Origin of the sequence: Micromonospora sp. B9E7, assembly GCF_039871815.1 — a bacterium.
Lineage (GTDB): Bacteria > Actinomycetota > Actinomycetes > Mycobacteriales > Micromonosporaceae > Micromonospora.
Genome location: NZ_JBDPLX010000027.1, coordinates 36,764 through 55,099 on the forward strand (window position 1 = coordinate 36,764; position 18,336 = coordinate 55,099).

Genomic DNA, 18,336 nt, shown 5'->3' on the forward strand with positions numbered 1-18,336 from the left:
GGCCCGGTCCCGCCGAGACCGGGCCGGCCACGGTCGTGCCGCCCTCAGCCGGCACGTCGGCCGGCCAGTACCTCGGCCGCCGCCCGCTCACCGGCCCGCACCGCGCCCTCCAGGTAGCCCGTCCAACGGGTCGCCGTCTCGGTACCCGCCCAGTACACCCGCCCGACCGGTGCCCGCAGGTGCGGGCCGTACGCGCCCCAGGCCCCCGGGGTGAGCGCACCGCAGAAGCAGCCCCGCGTCCACTCCTCGGTCGACCAGTCGTACTCAACGAGGTCGACGGGGTCGCCGGCGCGTGGCCCGACCACTGTGGCGAACGCGTCCAGCAGACACCGTCGGCGCCCCTCGGGAGACATCTCGCGCAGCACGGCCGCGTCCGATGCGTAGCTGAACCCCGTCAACACGCCGAGCGGGGAGGTCGGGGTGGAGTTGTCGACCGTCTCGGTGAGCGGACCGGTAGTGCTGGTGGACACCCCGGAGAACCCGTCGGCCCGCCAGAACGGCTCCGGGTAGACGGCGTGCACCTTCAGCGCCGAACCCATCGGCATCCGCTGGGTCAACCCGTCGCGCAACGGAGGCAGCGGCGGAGCGTACCGGATCCGGCCCGCCAGAGCCGGGGCCAGCGCGACCACCAGGGCGTCGCCGTTCACGCGCCCGGTGTCGGTCCACGCCGTCACCCCGTCGACGTTCTGTTCCACGGCCCGCACCGGCGCGGCCAGCGTCAGCGCCCCCGGCGGAAGGGCTGCGGCCATCCGCTCGGCCAGCGCCGGTGGCCCGCCCACGATCCGGTCCTGCTGCGCGCCGCCCGCCATCCCGAGCAGGGGCCCGGTCCCGCCGGCGCTGCGCAGGTAGAACAGCAGGTGCAACAACGACACCTCGTCCGCGCCGGTGGCCAGCAGCCCGCCGGCGAGCAGCCGCCCCAGGTAGTCGGCGGTGTCGTCGTCCCCGGCTGTGGCACGCAGCCAGCCGCCGAGGATCGTCCGGTCCCACTGCGCGGCCTCCGGTGCCTGCCAGGGCGCGGCCGGGTCCAGACGGGCGGCGTACTCGTCGAGCAGGCCGAGGACCCGGGCGGCCCGCGCCGGCGGCTCGGCCCGGCGCTCGCCGGCCCAGAGCACGGTGGGCGCGCCGAGCGCCGCCGACGCGAACGTGGCCAGCCCGTGCTCGGCGACCAGCGCGTACATCCGGTCCTGCGTCGGGCCGATCCACTGCGCGCCCAGGTCGAGCTGGGTGACGTCGGGCAGCCAGCGGGTCAACACCCGACCACCCACCCGGTCACGGGCCTCCAGCAATCGCACCTCGGCGCCGGCACGGGTGAGCGCCAGCGCGGCGGCGAGCCCGGAGAAACCGGCGCCGACCACGACCACCCGCAAGCCGTCGGCCACACCGGGGTCTACCCAGAACCGCCGTAGGCATGACTGCCGGCTCGGTCGCGGCGCGGGGCGGACCGTACCCCCTGTCCTTCGTCCTTTGCTCTGCACCCACCGAGGCGACACCCGGGCCGGCGCACCGTCGCATCCGTGGGTGCAGAGCAAAGGACGTGGGTGCAGAGCAAAGGGCGCGCCGACACCGGGGCCGGGCCGGACGCCGAGAATTTCTGCCGGCCTGTCGATCCGGGCGGTGGCCGATCGTGTGGAGGATGAGAGGTCGGTGCGAGGCCGGCCGCCCCGCGAGGAGGAACGATGACGTTGTACCTGCTCAGCCTTCACCAGCCACAGGGTGAGCTGCCGCCGGACCCGGAGTTCCTGGCCGGGGTGATGCGCCAGCTCGGTGAGTTCCGGGACGAGTTGATCTCCACCGGGTCGTGGGTCTTCGGGCAGGGTCTGCACGGCCCGGAGACCGCCACCGTGCTGCGGGCCCGCGAGGGCGGCGAGGTCCTGGTCACCGACGGGCCGTTCGTCGAGGGCAAGGAGTACCTGGGCGGCGTCACCATCATCGACGTGCCGGACCTGGACGCCGCCCTGGACTGGGGCCGACGCTACGCGCTGGCCACCACGCTGCCGATCGAGGTCCGCCCCTTCCACGACGGGGCCGGAGACTGACCGTGACAGACGTCGAGGCGGTGTTCCGCGCGGAGTACGGGCGCGCGGTCGCCGTCCTGGTGCGCCTCCTCGGCGACATCGACCTCGCCGAGGAGGCCGTCCAGGAGGCCTTCGTCATCGCGGTGGCGCGGTGGCCGACGACCGGCCCGCCACCCAGCCCAGCCGGTTGGATCATCACCACCGCCCGGAACCGGGCGATCGACCGGCTGCGCCGCGAGACCTCCCGGGCTGATCGGCATGCCCAGGCGGCCCTGCTGTTCGCCGCCGACGGCACCGTCGAGGAGGGCCCGGTGCGCGACGACCGGCTACGGCTGATCTTCGCCTGCTGTCATCCGGCGCTCGCCCCGACCGCCCGGGTCGCCCTCACCCTGCGCCTGCTCGGCGGACTGAGCACCGCCGAGATCGCCCGAGCCTTCCTGGTGCCGGAGCCGACCATGGCGCAGCGGCTGGTCCGCGCCAAGTCGAAGATCCGCCACGCCCGGATCCCGTACCGGATACCGCGCGACGCCGACCTGCCCGACCGGCTGCACGCCGTGCTCGCGGTGCTCTACCTGATCTTCAACGAGGGGCACACGGCCAGCACCGGGCGGCACCTGTTCCGCGCCGAGCTGTGTGTCGAGGCGATCCGGCTGACCCGTCTGCTGGTCGAGCTGATGCCGGACGAGCCCGAGGCGCTCGGGTTGCTCGCGCTGATGCTGCTCACCGAGTCCCGCCGTGCCGCGCGGACCACGGCCGACGGCGACCTCGTTCCGCTGCCCCGGCAGGACCGTGGCAGGTGGGACGCCGAGCTGATCGCCGAAGGGCAGGCGCTGGTCCGCCGCTGCCTGCGCCGCGACCGACCCGGGCCGTACCAGATCCAGGCCGCGATCGCCGCCGTGCACAGCGCCGCACCGCGCGCCGCCGACACCGACTGGGACCAGATCCTCGCGCTGTACGACCACCTCACAGTCATCGCGCCCAGTTCGGTGGTCGCGCTGAACCGGGCCGTCGCGCTCGCCGAGGTGGCCGGGCCGGCGGTGGCGCTGGCCGAGGTGGATCGTCTCGACCTGGACGGCTACCACGTCCACCACGCGGTACGCGCCGACCTGCTGGCCCGGCTCGGCCGGGACGCGGAGGCGGTCGACGCGTACCGGACAGCCGTCGCGTTGACGGACAACGAGGCCGAACGGGCCTTCCTCACCGCACGCGCGACGGCCCTCGCCCCGCGCTGACCGCGCGTTTGCCGCAGTGCCGGGCCGGGAAACCGAGGCGCCCCGGCCACCGGTCCACCCGTGGTCGCAGGAGTGGATGGAGACGGCCATGGCGTACCGTGCGACGACGACCACGGACACCCCGCCCGACCTGTCCACCCTCACGCTCGGCGTGGAGGAGGAGTTCCTCCTGCTCGACCCGGACAGCGGGCGCAACCTACCGGTGGCGGACCAGGTGCTCGCCGCGCTGCGCGGCCCCGCCCGCGACCAGAGCCGCCAGGAGTTCCGGCACAGCATGGTGGAGATGGTCACGCCGGTCTGCGCCGACCTCGACGAGCTACGCACGCACCTGGTGTCGCTGCGCCACTTCGCCGCCGAGGCCGCCACGGCGGCGGGTGCCCGACTGGTGGCCGTCGGCGCCACCCCCGTGGCCGAGCCGCACCGGACGGTCCCCGACCGGCCGCGCTACCACGCGATGTCGCGCCGGTACGGCCCGGTGGCGCACGACCCGGCGGTCTGCGGGTGTCACGTGCACGTCGGGCTGCCCGACCGGGAACTGGCCGTGCTGGTCTGCAACCACCTGCGCACGTGGCTGCCGGTGATCCAGGCGATCACCACCAACTCGCCGCTGCACGACGGGCGCGACACCGGCCACGCCAGTTGGCGGTCGATGCAGCTGGAACGCTGGCCCAGCATCGGTCCGACGCCGTACTTCGACTCCGCCGCCGACTACGACCGGACCGTGGACGAGCTGATCGCCGCCGGCATCATGCTCGACGCCGCGATGGTCTACTGGTACGCCCGCCCGTCGTCGGCCTACCCGACGGTGGAGGTGCGGGTGGGCGACGTCTGCTCCGACGTGGACGACACGGTGCTGGTTGCCGCGCTGGTCCGGTCGCTCGTCGCCACCCTCGCCGACGACGTACGCGCCGGGGTGACCGCGCCGCACACCCGGGACTGTCTGGTCGCCGCCGCGCACTGGCGGGCCGCCCACGACGGCCTCGACGGCGAGCTGATCGACCTGCGCGCCGGCGGCACCCGACCGGCCTGGGCGATGGTCGACGAGCTGATGGCGGTGATCGCCCCGGCCCTGCTGCGCCACGGCGACCTCGGGTACGTGTTGGCGCACCTGGCCCGGCTGCGCCGCGACGGGACCGGCGCGACCCGGCAGCGTCGGGTGCTGGAACGTACCGGTGACCTGCGCGCCGTCATCGACGACCTGGCCGTCCGCACGGCCGCCGCCTGACGGCGACCCTGCGGCGAGCGGCGGGACTCAGCGGACGTCGTGCGTCTGCAACCACAGCTCCAGCAGGCCGAGCTGCCACAGCTTGTTACTTCCCGCCGCCGCCTCGGCCCGGTCCGGCTCGGCGAGCAGGCGGGCAACGTACCCGGGTCGGAACAGCCCCCTCTCGCGCGCGGCCGGCGCCTGCAACGCCGCGGCGACCAACTCGCGCACCGGGCCGTCCACCTTGCGCAGCGCCGGCACCGGAAAGTAGCCCTTGGGACGGTCGATCACCTCGGCGGGCAGCACCTCCCGGGCGACCTCCTTGAGCACGCCCTTGCCGCCCTGGGCGACCTTGTGCTCCGGCGGGCAGTGCGCGGCCAGGGTGACCAGGTCCTGGTCGAGGAACGGCGTGCGCACCTCCAGGCCCCACGCCATGCTCATGCTGTCCACCCGCTTGACCGGGTCGTCGGGAAGCATCACATGCGTGTCCAGGCGCAGCACGGCGTCCAGCGCGGTCTGCGCCCCCGGCGCGGCCAGATGCCCGGCGAGCAGCTCCCGGCTGGCGTCGTGCTCCAGCGCGTACTCCGGGCCGACGAGGCTGCGCAGCTCGTCGTGGTCGCGGTCGAAGAACGCGGCGGCGAACGTCTCGGCGGCGCTGTGCCGAGGCGCCTCGGTGAGCGGCTGGTGATAGCCGTAGCCGGCGAACACCTCGTCGGCGCCCTGCCCGGACTGCGCCACCTTCACGTGTTGCGCCACCTGCTCGGACAGCAGGTGGAAGGCGACCACGTCGTGGCTGCCCATCGGCTCGGTCATCGCCAGCACGGCCCGCCGTACGGCGGGCACCAGGTCGTCGTCGGCCAATCGGATCCGATGGTGGTCGGTGTCGAAGGCACGGGCCACCAGGTCGGAGTAGTAGAACTCGTCGCCGGACTCGCCGTCACGGCTGTCGAAGCCGATGCTGAACGTCCGCAGGTGCTGCTGGCCGGCCTCCGCGAGGAGCGCCACGATGAGGCTGGAGTCCAGACCACCGGACAACAGCACGCCTACCGGTACGTCGGCGACCAGCCGTCGGCGTACCGCCGCGCGCAGCGAAGCCCCGATGGCCGCCCGCCAGTCGGCGGCGTCCATCCCCGCGTCGGCGGGCTCGCGCACGTAGTCGGGTCGCCAGTACACCTCCTCGCGGCTGCGCCCGTCCGCCTCGATCACCCGCAGGGTGGCCGGCGGCAGCTTGCGCACACCGCGCAGCACCGTCCGGGGCGCGGGCACGATGGAGTGCCAGGACAGGTAGTGGTGCAGCGCCACCGGGTCGATGCCGGTGTCGACGTCGCCGGCCCGCAGCAGCGCGGGTAGGGTGGAGGCGAACCGCAGCCGCCCGGGCGTCTCGGCGAGGTAGAGCGGTTTGATGCCGAGCCGGTCACGGGCCAGGACCAACCGCTGCCGCGCCCGGTCCACCAGGCCGATCGCGAACATGCCGACCAGGTGGTCGACGAAACGCTCACCCCAGTGCGCGTACGCCACCAGGATCACCTCGGTGTCGCTGGTGGATCCGAAGGCGTACCCGGCGTTCTGCAACTCCTCGCGCAACTCCGGGTAGTTGTAGATGCAGCCGTTGAAGACCAGCGCCAGGCCCAGGTCGTCCCGGACCATCGGCTGCCCGCCCGCGTCGGACAGGTCGATGATGGTCAACCGGCGGTGCCCTAGGGTCACCCACCCGTCGGCGAACAGGCCCTCGTCGTCCGGGCCGCGGGAGCGCATCGCCTCGGTCATCCGGGTGACCGCTGCCGAGTCGGGCGACCGGCCGTCGAACCGTGCCTCCCCGCTGATTCCGCACATCAGGCGGGACGGTGCTGGTTCAGGGCAGACATTGGCCCCTCCTGTCAGGTCTCCCCGACTGGTGGTGGCGGGGCCCGCGGTGGAAACGGGGCCGCTGGCTACCCGAGCCGCAGGCGGACAAACCCGCCGGTGATCCCGCGTCCGGTGGGCCCGCGCGTCCGATTCAGCCGCGCAGGGTGCGCAGGATGCGGGCCAGCTCGGCCCGGTCGGTGTCGCCGAGGTGGCCGAAGAAGCGGTCGGCCTCGGCCCGGCGGGCCGCCCTGATGGCGGTGCTGACCCGGTTGCCCTCGTCGGTGAGGGCGACAAGCGTGGCTCGCCGGTCCGCCGGGTCGGGTCGACGTTCGACGAGCCCACGGGTCTGCAGGTCGTCGACGACCTCGGTCGCCGAGCGGGGCGCGATGCGCAGGTGCTCGGCGAGGGTGCCGGGGCGTACCTCGCCGTGCCGGCCCAGCACACCGAGCGCCCGGGACTGGCTGGGGGTGACGTCCCAGGGTGCCAACGACTCCCGGGTCTGCTGCCGCAAACGGGACGCCACCGCCCAGAACGTCTCGGCCAGGCTCTCGTCGTCGGCGTTCGCGGGGGTGTGCTCGGTCACCGGAATACCGTAGCAGCAGATGCGGTTGTTCCCTCATGTTGAGGTAACCTCAGTAATGTCCCCGATCGAAGGGCAGTGCTCCTTGGAACCCACCCCCATGGGCCGCGACCGTGGCCACCGCACCGTCAGCGCCGAAGAGAAGACGCAGGCCCGCCAGGTGTCGCTGCGCCGCATCGGCCGTCTGTTCACCCCTCACCGGCCCGCGCTGGCCGCCGTCATCGCGATCATCGTGGCCTCCTCGATCGTCGCGATGGCCACCCCGTTCCTGCTGCGCGCCGTGATCGACCGGGCCCTGCCGCAGGGCGACGTGACGCTCCTGGTCTGGCTGGTCCTCGGCATGGTCGCCGTGGCCGCGGTGACCTCCGCCCTCGGCGTCGTGCAGACCTGGATCTCCACCCAGGTCGGCCAGCACGTCATGCACCGGCTGCGCACCGACGTCTTCAGCCACCTCCAGCGCCAGTCGCTGGGCTTCTTCACCCGCACCCGCACCGGCGAGGTGCAGTCCCGCATCACCAACGACATCGGCGGCATGCAGTCGGTGGTCACCTCCACCGCCACCGCCGTCGCGTCCAACCTCACCACTGTGGTCGCCACCGCGGTCGCCATGGTCGCCCTCTCCTGGCAACTCTCCCTGGTCTCGCTCGTGGTGCTGCCGCCCGCCGTCTGGCTGACCCGCCGGGTCGCCCGGATGCGCCGGGAGATCACCGCCCAGCGGCAACGCGAACTCGCCGACCTCAACGTCACCGTCGAGGAAGGGCTCTCGATCAGCGGCGTGCAGTTGGCCAAGACCCTCGGCACCGGCCCGGCGCTCATCGAGCGGTTCAGCGCCTCCTCGGCCCGCCTGGTCGACCTGGAACTGCGCAGCGAGCTGGCCGGTCGCTGGCGGATGGCCTCGATGAGCATCATCTTCGCCGCCGTGCCGGCGGTCATCTACCTCGCCGCCGGGCTGCCGGGCACCGCCGGCACGCTCAGCATCGGCACCCTGGTCGCCTTCACCGCCCTGCAGGGCGGCCTGTTCCGGCCGCTGATGGGCCTGCTCAACGTGGGTGTCTCGCTCACCGCGTCGCTGGCGCTGTTCGCCCGGATCTTCGAATACCTGGACCTGCCGGTCGACGTGGCCGACCCCGCCGAGCCGATCAGCCTCGACCCCGCCCGGGTGCGCGGCCACCTGCGCCTGGAGGACGTCACCTTCGGCTACCCCGGCAGCGACACCGCCGCCCTCGCCGGGGTCACCCTGGACGTGCCCGCCGGCACCAGCCTCGCCCTGGTCGGGGAGACCGGATCCGGCAAGAGCACCCTCGCCGGGCTGGTCAGCCGGCTGCACGACCCGAGCTCCGGCCGGATCACCGTCGACGGCGTCGACCTGCGCGACCTACGCCTGGCCGACCTGGCCGCGATCGTCGGCGTGGTCAGCCAGGAGACGTACCTGCTGCACACGACCGTCCGGGAGAACCTGCGCTACGCCCGGCCGGACGCCACCGACGCGGAGATCGAGGACGCCGCCCGCGCGGCCCAGATCCACGACCTGATCGCCGGGCTGCCCGACGGCTACGACACCATGGTCGGCTCTCGCGGCCACCGCTTCTCCGGCGGCGAGAAGCAACGTCTCGCCATCGCCCGCACGCTGCTGCGCGACCCGCGCATCCTGGTCCTCGACGAGGCCACCAGTGCGCTGGACACCGAGACCGAACGCGCCGTGCAACGCGCGTTCGACGTGCTGGCCGAGGGCCGGACCACCATCACCATCGCCCACCGGCTCTCCACCGTCCGCGACGCCGACCAGATCGCGGTGCTCGACCACGGCCGGATCGTCGAGGCCGGCACCCATGACAGCCTGCTGGACCGCAACGGCCGCTACGCCACACTGGCGGCCTGAGCGTCCGCTCACAACCGTCTCGAAACCGTCGCTAAAACTGTCTCATTATTCCGCGCCAAGGTGTCGGTAGACGGTGGCCCGCGAGACACCCAGCGTGGCGGCGATGGCATCCACCGAGTGGGTGCCCGTCGCGTGCATCCGCCGGGCCGCCTCCACCTGTTCGCGACCCAGCGCCCGCGGTCGCCCCGGCCGCCGACGCCGACTCGCCGTTCCCGCGTCCCGCCGAGTCGTGGGGTCCCGGACGGCGTCCCCGGCGTCCGGGACGGCGGGGACCGCGTCGGTGACGGCCGCGCCGCTCGGGGTCGAGTCACTCGCGGTGGCGGGCGTCGGGGTTTCGCGCACCATCGTCGGGATCGGCGTGGTCGCGCCCGGCCGGGCCGCGTCGTCCACGGGCGACGAAGCCAGCAGTCGGCGTACGCCGTCGAGCATGTCGGCGCGCAGCACCTCGTCGGACACGTCGGTGAAGAAGACGATCGGATCGCTGCACGCCGCCACCGCCTGCACCGCACGGACCCGCTCCCGGCGCCCGGCGTCCGGCCCGGCGATGAGGTCGTTGGCCCGCATCGCGACCTCCATCAGTCGGTGGTAGGTGTCGCCGCGTCCGACCAGCGCGATGTCGTGGAAGAGCATGCCGAGCGGCCGGCGATGGGCGAGCATGACGTCCACCCAGCCCTCCAGCACCGTCCACCGCGCTTGCTCGGTGGGCTGCGTCCGCGCGGTGTCGAGCATCGCCTCCAGGTCGGCCACCAGCGGCTCGACCAGGGCGGCGAGCAAATTTTCCTTGGCCGGGAAGTGGTACAGGATCGCGGTCTTGGTCAGCCGTAACCGCTCGCCGATCTGCCGCAGCGAGGTGCGTTGGTAACCGTGCTCGGCGAACAGGTCGAGCGCGGCACGCAGGATCCGGGTGCGGGTGTCGTCCGCGGGATCGGCGGTCATGCCGGCCAGCCTAGCGACGTCCTGACCGGTGGGCACAATCACCGTTGATTCGACTGACCATCGGTCAGTACAGTGGAAGCGGTCGACGCACTCAACGGCAGGAGGGGCGATGCCCGTCATCTCGATCGGCAACCTGGTCAAGACGTTCGGCGCCATCCGGGCACTCGACGGGCTGGATCTGCGGGTCGAGCAGGGGGAGGTGCACGGCTTCCTCGGGCCCAACGGTTCCGGCAAGTCCACCACCATCCGCATCCTGCTCGGGCTGCTCCGCCGCGACTCCGGAGACGCCCAGGTGCTCGACGCCGACCCGTGGCGCGACGCGGTCCGTCTGCACCGCCGACTGGCGTACGTGCCGGGCGACGTCAGCCTCTGGCCCAACCTCACCGGCGGAGAGGCCATCGACCTGTTCGGCCGGCTGCGCGGCGGCCTCGACCGGCGTCGCCGCGACGAACTGCTGCAACGCTTCGACCTGGACCCGACCCGCCGCTGCCGCACGTACTCCAAGGGCAACCGGCAGAAGGTCGCCATCGTCGCCGCCTTCGCCTCCCCGGTGGAGCTGTACGTGCTCGACGAGCCCACCTCGGGCCTCGACCCCCTGATGGAGGCGGTCTTCCAGGACGAGGTCCGACGGGTCAAGCAGGCCGGTGCCACCGTGCTGCTCTCCAGCCACGTGCTCGCCGAGGTCGAGGCGCTCTGCGACCGGGTCAGCATCATCCGCGAGGGCCGTACCGTCGAGTCCGGCACCCTCACCGAGCTGCGCCACCTCACCCGCACGGCGGTCACCGTCGAGACCGCCCGCCCCCTCACCGGCCTGGACGCGCTGCCCGGTGTGCACGACATCCACGAGGTCGACGGGCGCACCCACCTGGAGGTCGAGCCGGCGCACCTCGACGAGCTGCTCGGTCAGCTCGTCCGCTCCGGCGTACGTGCCCTGACCAGCACCCCACCCACCCTGGAACAGCTCTTCCTGCGCCACTACGGCGACGACCCCGCCGCCGCTCCGGCCGGTGCTTCGGCCGCGGGTGCCGCTTCGGCGGGCGCTTCGGCCGCGGGTGCCGCGTCGGTCGGTGGTTCGGCCGCCGGTGTCCCGGACACCGACGCGCAGGCTGACGTCCCGCAGGCCGGTGCCCGGTGAGCGCCCTCACCGGCACGGCCCTGCTGGCCCGGCTCGTGCTACGCCGCGACCGGGTTCGCCTCGCCATCTGGGTGCTCGGCACACCGCTGCTCGGCTACGCCCTCGCCGGCAGCGTCGCCGGCATCTACCCGGACCAGGCCGCCCGCCAGGGCTACGCCACCACCTCGGCGTCCAGCCTCGTCGCCCGCGCCTTCAACGGCCCGATCGCCGGCACCGACCTCGGTGCCGTGGTCGTCGCCGAGACGTACGTGACCCTGGCCCTGATCGTCGCCCTGCTGAGCACCTTCGCGGTGACCCGGCACACCCGGCAGAACGAGGAGACCGGCCGGGCGGAGTTGCTCGGCGCCTCCGTGGTCGGCCGGTACGCGCCGCTCACCGCCGCGCTGCTCGTCATCGTCGCGGCGAACACGCTGGCCGCCGTCCTGCTCGCGTTCGCGCTGGTGGGCGCCGGCCTACCGGCGGCCGGTTCCGTCGCGGCCGCCGCCGCGATCGGCGGTGTCGGGGTCGCCTTCACCGCGATCGCCGCGGTCACCGCCCAGCTCTCCGTCACCTCCCGGGGCGCCAACGCGCTCGCCGCCGCCGCCGTCGGGATCTCCTTCGTGCTGCGCGCCGGCGGTGACGTGCTCGGCGAACAGAGCGCCGACGGCACCCGGGTGCAGAGCGCCTGGCCCTCGTGGATCTCCCCGCTCGGCTGGGGCAACCAGGTGCGCGCCTTCGGCGGTGAACGCTGGTGGGTGCTCGCCCTCCCGGTCGCGCTGCTGCTCGCCGGAGTGGCGGTGGCGTACGCCCTCGCGGAGCGACGCGACCAGGGCGCCGGGCTGATCGCGCCCCGACGCGGACCGGCGAGTGCCGCGCCGCGCCTGCTCAGCCCCGCCGGCTTGGCCTGGCGGATGCAGCGCGGCACGCTGCTCGGCTGGGCGGTCGGGTTGGCCGTGCTCGGCTTCTCCATGGGCGTCGCCGCCGACGAGTTCAACGCCATGATCGATGCGAATCCGGCCGCCGCCGAGGCCATCAACGCGATGGGCGGGGGAGCGAACCTGATCGACGCGTACCTGGCCGCGATGCTCGGGCTCTTCGCGCTGACCATCGGGGCGTACGTGGTGCAGGCCCTCCTCCGGGTACGCGGCGACGAAACCGATGGAGTGCTCGAAGCCGCCCTCGCCACGGCGGTCAGCCGTACCCGCTGGCTCGGCACCCAGGTGCTCGCCGCGACCCTCGGCGCGGTCGCGCTGCTGCTCCTCGCCGGCCTGACCACCGGGCTCGGCTACGGCCTCGTCACCGACGACCCGCTCGGCCAGGCCGTCGACCTGGGCGGTGCCGCGCTGCTGCGCCTACCCGCCCTACTCGTGGTGGCCGGGGTGGTGACCACACTGTTCGGGCTGCTGCCCCGCTGGTCGGTGGTGCTGTCCTGGACGATCCTGCTGATCTTCCTGCTGCTCGGGCAACTCGGTGCGGTGCTGAAGCTGCCCCAGGCCGCGCTCGACCTGTCGCCGTACACCCATGTGCCGTCCGTGCCCGCGGTCGACCCGTCGGCGCTGCCCCTGGTGGTGCTGACGGCGGTCGCCGCGGCTTTGCTCGCCGTCGGAGTGGCGGCCTTCCGCCACCGCGACGTCCCGTCGTGACGTCCTTTGTCGGCACGATGGCGTCGGTGCTTCACCCATTCCCTGCTTCGGCAGCGACGCCTTCGAGGGCGTACAGGGTGTGACTGAGTCCTGCGGCGTCCAGTGACAGCTCAGCGACTGACGGGCGCGTACCACAGATGGGTAGGACCCGGGTCGCTGTCCACACGTGCCGTCGCTGTCCACAGCAGCTCCCGCGAGGGCGGTGTTCAACGGCAGGGTGGGCTTGTGAACGCGCGCCTGCAAACCCTGCTCGATCGGCGTGGTGGACTGGCCACACGGCGCGACATGCTCAGCGTTGCGCCGCCCTGGTCACTCCAGGGCGCCTGCCGGGCCGGTCGGATGGTCCGGGTGCTGCCGGAGGTCTACGTCGATGCTGAGCTCCTTCGGGACACTCGATCCGAGCTGCCAGTCCTCGCGCGAATCGAGCCGGAACTGGCTCGCCGTGCCGCGCTGGCGTATGGAGGTCGCAACGCCGCACTCAGCCGCCTGACCGCGCTCGACGTGTGGGGCCTGCGGCGGCAACCGCCGCGCGAGCCGGTGCATCTCGACCTGCCCACCGGATCGGGTCGGCGTTCGTGGCCACACCTCGTGGTGCGTCACCGTCCCGGCTTCGCGGTTGAGCCTCCGCACGTGGTGATTAGAGGTGGCTCACCGGTCACCCGGCTCGACCGGACTTTGGTGGACTGCTGGCCGCTGTTGCCTACGGTCGACCGACCAAGCTTGCTCATCCGTGCGGTCAACAGCCGGCTTACCACCCCGCAGAGGCTTGTCACCGCTCTCGGCGAGGTGCCGAGGTTGCCCGACCGCAGGGCGCTGCGCAGATTGATGGATCGGCTCGCTGCCGGCTGTCGGAGCCCATTGGAGATCTGGGGCCACGATCACGTCTTCATCGGGCCGGGCATGCCGGTGTTTATTCGGCAGGCACGGGTGCGCGTCAGCGCCCGGACCATCTACCTCGACATGTTCGCCGAGGCCGAACGGGTCAACATCGAGCTGGACGGTGCGACGAGCCACGGTGACCCGGTCGAACGCGAGATCGACCTCCGCCGCGACGCACTACTCGCCACCGTCGGAATTCTCGTCGTCCGCTTCAGTCATCGGCGCCTCACCGCAGATCCGGTTCAGGTCCGTCAGGAAACCCTGACCATCCTCGCCAATCGCGGCCTCCGCGCATGATCACTTGATGCTCTGTAGCCGTTTGCAGCCCTGAATCGCTACTCACCATCAAGTGATCTCCAAGGACGGCTTTGGGAGCGCCGGCATGATCCGCTCGTGAGCGGACGACGATTTGCCGTCGCAGTTCGCGTACGAGCGGGAGGCGCTGGCGCACGCCGAGGCGCTGCTGTCGGACAGTGAGCCCTACCGTGCCTGGTGGAACTCGTCGGGCGCCCGTGCACGGCCGATTTCCCGACAGCGTCCACAGTCCCACCGGCGTAGCGTTCCGGGTCAGGCATGGGGAGGAGTCGGATGAGTTTCCTGCAGCAGGCAGAGCAGTCGCCGGACACCGAGCGGATGTTCGATACGGACACGAAGGCGATGGGCTACCTGCCCAACTACACCAGGTTGTTCGCCCACGACCCGGCGGTGTATCTGGCATGGCAGCAGCTCAACGGTGCGGTGAAGGTCGGAATGGAGCTGCGCCGCTATGAGTTGGCGACCCTCGCCGCTGCCCGGGCCCTGAAATCCTCCTACTGCGGCCTGGCACATGGGAAGGTCCTACGCGACAAGTTCTTCGACGCGCCGACCGTCGCCGCCATCGCGTCCGACCACGGCAGCGCCGGTCTCTCCGCGCAGGAGGTCGCAGTCGTCAACTTCGCCGGAAAGGCCGCGGCCGATGCGAACTCCGTCACCGAGGCTGACGTCGCGGGCCTGCGCGGTCACGGTCTCGATGACGCGGACATCTTCCGTGTGATCCTCGCCGTCGGCGCCAGATGCTTCTTCAGTACCGTCCTCAGCGCTGGCGGGGCTGAGCCCGATCCGCAGTACAACGAGAGCCTGGACGTGGATCTGCGGCAGGCGCTGAGCTTCGGCGGTTAGACCAGCGAAAACGCACCGACCAGGCGCCGTCTCGTTGAGCACGGCCACCTCGATACCTCGGCAATCGCGGCCTCTGCGCATGATCACTTGATGCTCCGTAGCTGTTTGTAGCCCTGGATCGCTACTCACCATCAAGTGATCTCGAAGGACGGCTCTGGGGTGGGACCGGGGGTGTGGTCGGCGGGTCTGGCGGGTGGTCGCCGTGGCGTCGTAGGAGTTCGGTGATCCAGCGGGCGGCTTCCCGCTGCGCGGTGAGCATCTGGTCGCGAGCGTCGGCCACGTCCTGGTCGTCGGCGTCGTCGTTCAGGATCGTCGCCCACTGGCGGCTCAGCTCCTCGGCGTACCGGGCCTTTCGAATCTGCTCCTCGAACTGGTATTCGAGTTTTACCAGGCGGTCGACGTGTGGCTGGAGCGCCGGCATGATCCGCTCGTCGAGGCGGACGGCGGCGTCGGGGCGGCAGGTGATGACGATGTCGCCCCGCTGGTAGTGCCACCGGGGGTCCTCGGCCAGCGCCTGCTGCAACGCCACCTCCAGGTCTCCGGCCCGGTGCGGTGGCAGGTCCCGGGCGGCGTCGGCGGCGAGCCGGGTCAGCCGTTGGATCGCGTTGGGCTGGAAGTACTGCACATACCAGCTCAGCACCTCGGCTCGCATGCTCGCCGGTGACGACCAGGCGAAGGTGGCGCGGATGTAGAACGAGTACACGTAGCCCCGGGCGGGGACGGCGATCAGTCGGGGCGCGTCGCGCTGTTCGATCAGGGGACCGGAGGGTGTCGGCGCGGCACCGGATCCGACGGGCGCCTCGTCCTGGAGCGCGGCGACCAGCCGATCCCAGTTTCGCGCCCACCAGCGCCAACCGCGGACACTGCCGTCGCGGGCGACGACCAGCGCGCGAATGCCCCGGTGTCGCCACTTGTCGGTGGGCCTCGGCCTGCCGTCGGGGGCGTCCGTCATGGCACCCCTCCACGGCCTCGGATCCGCGTGTCACGCTAACAACCAGTGCCCGATTTGCCCGTAGCCACGCCGTCACTGCCGGACCGGGGCCACCGGGGTCGGTCACGCCGGTGCGACACCACGCCGTCGCCTGGTGATCGTCGGGGCGTCGTGTGCCGGTCAGTCGGGGACGACATCCTGCCCGAGTGCGCACACTGCCGACCGTCGTCGCGTACCGGCTGCTCGGGGGCGTCGGTGCCACGCTGCTGTCCTGCGCCGGCCTGGCCGCCGGGGCGCTGCCCGTCGGCGCGCACGCGGCCTGGTGGAGCGCGCTGCGGCAACTCGCGGGGCCGGGGCTGCTCTGTGGGTACGCGGGCCTGACCCTGCTCGTGACCGCCTGGTGGTGGGCGGGCCGCGACCTGCGCCCCGCACAAACCGCCCAGCGCGCCGCGCCGGCAGCGGAACCTCGGACGGTACGGCGGTCCGCCGCGCTCACCCTGGCCTGCTGGGCGGGGCCGCTGCTGGTGGCGCCGCCGCTGTTCAGCCGGGACGCCTACAGCTATCTGGCGCAGGGCGCGATGGTCCTCGCCGACATCGACGTGTACCGGCACGGGGTGGCCCAGTTGGGCGGCGCGTTGGCCGTCGAGGTGCCGCAGATGTGGCAGCAGACCCCCGCGCCGTACGGGCCGGTGTTCCTCGCCGTGGCGGCCGTCGTCAGTGGTCTGACCGGCGGCAAACTGGTGCTGGGTGTGCTCGGTCTCCGCCTGGTGGCGGTGGCCGGGGTGGCGCTGCTGGTGGCGTACCTGCCCCGGCTGGCCCGGCACTGTGGCGTCGACCCGTCGGCCGCGCTCTGGCTGGGCGTGCTCAACCCTCTCGTACCGCTGCACCTCATCGCCGGCGCGCACAACGAGGCGGTGATGCTGGGGTTGCTGGTGGCCGGGCTCAGCCTCGCCTTCGAGCACCGCTACGGTGCCGCGACCGTGCTGGTCACCCTCGCCGCGCTGGTCAAGGTGCCGGCGGTGGTCGGGTTGCTGGTGGTCGTCTCGCTCGCCGCGCGGCACCGCGGGCTCCCGACCTCGGTGGCCCGCACGGCCGGGGTCGCGGTGGGCACCGCCGCCGCGGTCACCTGGGCCACCGGCATCGGGTACGGGTGGATCGGCGCACTCGGCACTCCGATGTACCGGCACAGCTGGTCGATCTCCAGCGCGCTCGGTCGGGTGGCGCTGCGGGCGGCCGGGCGGGCCGGTCTGCACCTCGGCGACGCCCCGATGCGGCTCTGCCTGGCGCTGGGGGTGGCCGCCGTACTGGCCGTGGCGGTCGCCGCGTGGTGGCATCGGCGGCGGCTCGGCCCGGCGTACGCGCTGGGGTTGGTGCTGCTGGCGGCGGCGCTGCTCGGCCCGGCGACCCGGCCCTGGTACGCGCTCTGGGGTCTGGTCCTGGTCGCGGCGGCGGCAAACGGGCGGGCCCGGCCGGTGGCGGCGCTGGGCGCGGTGGTGCTCGCGTTCGTGGCGCTGCCCAGTGGATTCGGACCGGACGCGGCGCAGGCGGTGCTGGCCGCCGCCGGGGTACTGGTGGGGCTGCTCGCGGTCGGCTCGCTGCGCCTGTTGTTGCCACCGGCTGCCGTGGAGGTGGCCCGATGAGCGCCAACCGGCGTCGGGCGGCGACGGTGGCCGGGCTGGCGGTCGCGCTCACGGTGGCGATCGCGGTGCTCCCCGGTCACCGGGGCTGGTTCGACGTCGGCGTCTACCACGGTGCGGTCGGGCACTGGGTACGCGGCGGTGACCTGTACGAGTGGACCACCAGCAACGGGTACGGCTTCACCTACCCGCCGTTCGCCGCCGCGAGCATGCTGCCGATGGCCGCGCTGGCCTGGTACCCGACGATCGTGGCGAACCTGCTGCTCACCGCCCTGGCCGTCGCGTTCCTGCTGCATCTGCTCGTGGACCCGTTGGCCCGGCGGCACGGGTGGAGCCGCTGGTACGCCCTCGCGCTGTCGTGTTGTCTGCTGGCCGGGCTCAACCCGGTGCGGGACACGGTCAGCTTCGGGCAGGTCAACCTGGTGCTGGTGGCGCTGGTCTACCTGGACCTGTGGTTGCTGGAGCGGGGCAGTCGGCTGGCCGGCGTCGGGACCGGCCTGGCCGCGGCGGTCAAGCTCACCCCGGCGGTGTTCATCGGTTATCTGCTGGTCACCGGTCGCTGGCGGGCCGCCGCGACGGCCATCGGCACCGCCGTCGCCGCCACCACGGTCACGGCGGCAGTCGCGCCGGACGCCACCCGCACGTTCTTCACCGAGGCGCTGTGGGACACCGACCGGGTGGGCCGGTTGGCGTACGTGTCCAACCAGTCCCTGCTCGGCGTGGTCGCCCGGCTCGACCCGGCGCACCCGGACCGGCGGCTGTGGTTGGCGCTCGTCGTCGTCGCGCTGGTGGTGTGGGCGGCGCGGGTACGCCGCGCGGTGCGGGACGGCGACGACCGGGCCGGCTTCGCGTTGACCGGTGTGGTCGCGTGCCTGGTCAGCCCGGTCACCTGGGTGCACCACCTGGTGTGGCTTGTCCCGGGGCTGGTGGTGATCGCGGCGTCCACGCTGCCGTGGCCGCCGGTCGACCCGTCCGCCCGTCGTCGCGCACGTGCCGGCGTCGCCGGGTACGTCGTGCTCTGTAGTGGGCTGGTCTGGATCTTCGCCAACGGGTCGGCCGGGCCGCTGGGATTCCTCGGCGCCAACGCGAACGTCTGGGTCAGCATCGGGATGCTCGTGCTGCTTCCGGTGCGACGTGCCGACGCGGGGAGCGATCATCCTGGGTTAACCGAGCATTGTGGAGCAGTTGAGGTGCCGAGGGGTGTTGGCACCGGCCGCTAGAGGTGAGACTGGGCTCGATCTGACAATCACGCAGATCGATGCACTGGATGGTCTGGAGGCAGC

14 protein-coding genes and 1 pseudogene are annotated in these 18,336 nt (G+C 72.6%); 10 read left to right on the forward strand and 5 right to left on the reverse strand.

Annotated features, from left to right (window positions below; all coding sequences use genetic code 11):
* Positions 1–44: 44 nt before the first annotated feature.
* Complete coding sequence (locus ABGB10_RS29810) at positions 45–1,379, reverse strand: FAD-dependent oxidoreductase (RefSeq protein ID WP_347664315.1); 1,335 nt, start codon at positions 1,377–1,379, stop codon at positions 45–47.
* A 297-nt stretch (positions 1,380–1,676) separates the two neighbouring features.
* Here ABGB10_RS29810 and ABGB10_RS29815 point away from each other — a divergent pair, with 297 nt between their 5' ends.
* The 3 genes from ABGB10_RS29815 (at position 1,677) to ABGB10_RS29825 (ending at position 4,472) form a co-directional block, all read left to right on the forward strand.
* Positions 1,677–2,036 (forward strand): YciI family protein, encoded by a 360-nt coding sequence (locus ABGB10_RS29815; RefSeq protein WP_347664316.1) that lies wholly within the window; start codon positions 1,677–1,679, stop codon positions 2,034–2,036.
* A 2-nt stretch (positions 2,037–2,038) separates the two neighbouring features.
* Entirely contained in the window at positions 2,039–3,247 is a 1,209-nt protein-coding gene (locus tag ABGB10_RS29820) for an RNA polymerase sigma factor (RefSeq protein WP_347664317.1), read from the forward strand.
* 88 nt (positions 3,248–3,335) lie between these two features.
* On the forward strand, positions 3,336–4,472 hold the full coding sequence (locus ABGB10_RS29825) for a glutamate--cysteine ligase (protein ID WP_347664318.1): 1,137 nt from the start codon (positions 3,336–3,338) through the stop codon (positions 4,470–4,472).
* Between the two features lie 27 nt (positions 4,473–4,499).
* Here ABGB10_RS29825 and ABGB10_RS29830 read toward each other — a convergent pair whose 3' ends face one another.
* Together ABGB10_RS29830 and ABGB10_RS29835 are read right to left on the reverse strand one after the other, a co-directional pair.
* Positions 4,500–6,284, reverse strand: coding sequence for an N-acetylglutaminylglutamine amidotransferase (locus ABGB10_RS29830; RefSeq protein WP_347664319.1), 1,785 nt, complete (start codon positions 6,282–6,284; stop codon positions 4,500–4,502).
* A gap of 163 nt (positions 6,285–6,447) precedes the next feature.
* On the reverse strand, positions 6,448–6,879 hold the full coding sequence (locus ABGB10_RS29835; RefSeq protein WP_347664320.1) for a MarR family winged helix-turn-helix transcriptional regulator: 432 nt from the start codon (positions 6,877–6,879) through the stop codon (positions 6,448–6,450).
* Positions 6,880–6,976: 97 nt separating this feature from the next.
* Between ABGB10_RS29835 and ABGB10_RS29840 the strand changes: the two genes are divergently transcribed.
* Positions 6,977–8,755, forward strand: a complete 1,779-nt coding sequence (locus ABGB10_RS29840) for an ABC transporter ATP-binding protein (protein ID WP_347664369.1) — start codon at positions 6,977–6,979, stop codon at positions 8,753–8,755.
* Positions 8,756–8,800: 45 nt separating this feature from the next.
* Here the strand turns inward: ABGB10_RS29840 and ABGB10_RS29845 are convergent, their stop codons facing one another.
* The gene (locus ABGB10_RS29845; protein WP_347664321.1) at positions 8,801–9,691 is read right to left on the reverse strand and encodes a TetR family transcriptional regulator; all 891 of its coding nucleotides are present in this window, start codon (positions 9,689–9,691) and stop codon (positions 8,801–8,803) included.
* Positions 9,692–9,800: 109 nt separating this feature from the next.
* Between ABGB10_RS29845 and ABGB10_RS29850 the strand changes: the two are divergent.
* From ABGB10_RS29850 to ABGB10_RS29865, 4 genes and pseudogenes are all read left to right on the forward strand, one after another.
* Positions 9,801–10,670: pseudogene (locus ABGB10_RS29850) on the forward strand (ABC transporter ATP-binding protein); the annotation flags it as partial.
* Between the two features lie 152 nt (positions 10,671–10,822).
* On the forward strand, positions 10,823–12,448 hold the full coding sequence (locus ABGB10_RS29855; RefSeq protein WP_347664322.1) for an anibiotic ABC transporter: 1,626 nt from the start codon (positions 10,823–10,825) through the stop codon (positions 12,446–12,448).
* A 225-nt stretch (positions 12,449–12,673) separates the two neighbouring features.
* A complete protein-coding gene (locus tag ABGB10_RS29860; RefSeq protein ID WP_347664323.1) occupies positions 12,674–13,624 on the forward strand; it encodes a DUF559 domain-containing protein in 951 nt (316 codons plus the stop codon).
* A gap of 291 nt (positions 13,625–13,915) precedes the next feature.
* On the forward strand, positions 13,916–14,485 hold the full coding sequence (locus ABGB10_RS29865) for a peroxidase (RefSeq protein ID WP_347664324.1): 570 nt from the start codon (positions 13,916–13,918) through the stop codon (positions 14,483–14,485).
* A 121-nt stretch (positions 14,486–14,606) separates the two neighbouring features.
* Here the strand turns inward: ABGB10_RS29865 and ABGB10_RS29870 are convergent, their stop codons facing one another.
* Complete coding sequence (locus tag ABGB10_RS29870) at positions 14,607–15,437, reverse strand: hypothetical protein (protein ID WP_347664325.1); 831 nt, start codon at positions 15,435–15,437, stop codon at positions 14,607–14,609.
* A gap of 185 nt (positions 15,438–15,622) precedes the next feature.
* On the opposite strand from ABGB10_RS29870, the gene mptB reads away from it, so the two are divergent.
* Positions 15,623–17,056: a polyprenol phosphomannose-dependent alpha 1,6 mannosyltransferase MptB gene (gene mptB, locus ABGB10_RS29875; RefSeq protein WP_347664326.1), complete on the forward strand. Its 1,434-nt coding sequence runs from the start codon at positions 15,623–15,625 to the stop codon at positions 17,054–17,056.
* Positions 17,053–18,273, forward strand: coding sequence for a glycosyltransferase 87 family protein (locus tag ABGB10_RS29880; protein WP_347664327.1), 1,221 nt, complete (start codon positions 17,053–17,055; stop codon positions 18,271–18,273). Before mptB ends, ABGB10_RS29880 begins: the two co-directional genes overlap by 4 nt.
* Positions 18,274–18,336: the final 63 nt, after the last annotated feature.

Excerpts from the sequence above, each read along its gene's own strand:
- ABGB10_RS29815 (WP_347664316.1), top strand. The coding sequence starts at position 1,677 with ATGACGTTGTACCTGCTCAGCCTTCACCAGCCACAGGGTGAGCTGCCG.
- ABGB10_RS29825 (WP_347664318.1), top strand. The coding sequence starts at position 3,336 with ATGGCGTACCGTGCGACGACGACCACGGACACCCCGCCCGACCTGTCC.
- ABGB10_RS29830 (WP_347664319.1), bottom strand. The coding sequence starts at position 6,284 with ATGTGCGGAATCAGCGGGGAGGCACGGTTCGACGGCCGGTCGCCCGAC.
- ABGB10_RS29840 (WP_347664369.1), top strand. The coding sequence starts at position 6,977 with ATGGGCCGCGACCGTGGCCACCGCACCGTCAGCGCCGAAGAGAAGACG.
- ABGB10_RS29845 (WP_347664321.1), bottom strand. The coding sequence starts at position 9,691 with ATGACCGCCGATCCCGCGGACGACACCCGCACCCGGATCCTGCGTGCC.
- ABGB10_RS29865 (WP_347664324.1), top strand. The coding sequence starts at position 13,916 with ATGAGTTTCCTGCAGCAGGCAGAGCAGTCGCCGGACACCGAGCGGATG.
- ABGB10_RS29870 (WP_347664325.1), bottom strand. The coding sequence starts at position 15,437 with ATGACGGACGCCCCCGACGGCAGGCCGAGGCCCACCGACAAGTGGCGA.
- ABGB10_RS29880 (WP_347664327.1), top strand. The coding sequence starts at position 17,053 with ATGAGCGCCAACCGGCGTCGGGCGGCGACGGTGGCCGGGCTGGCGGTC.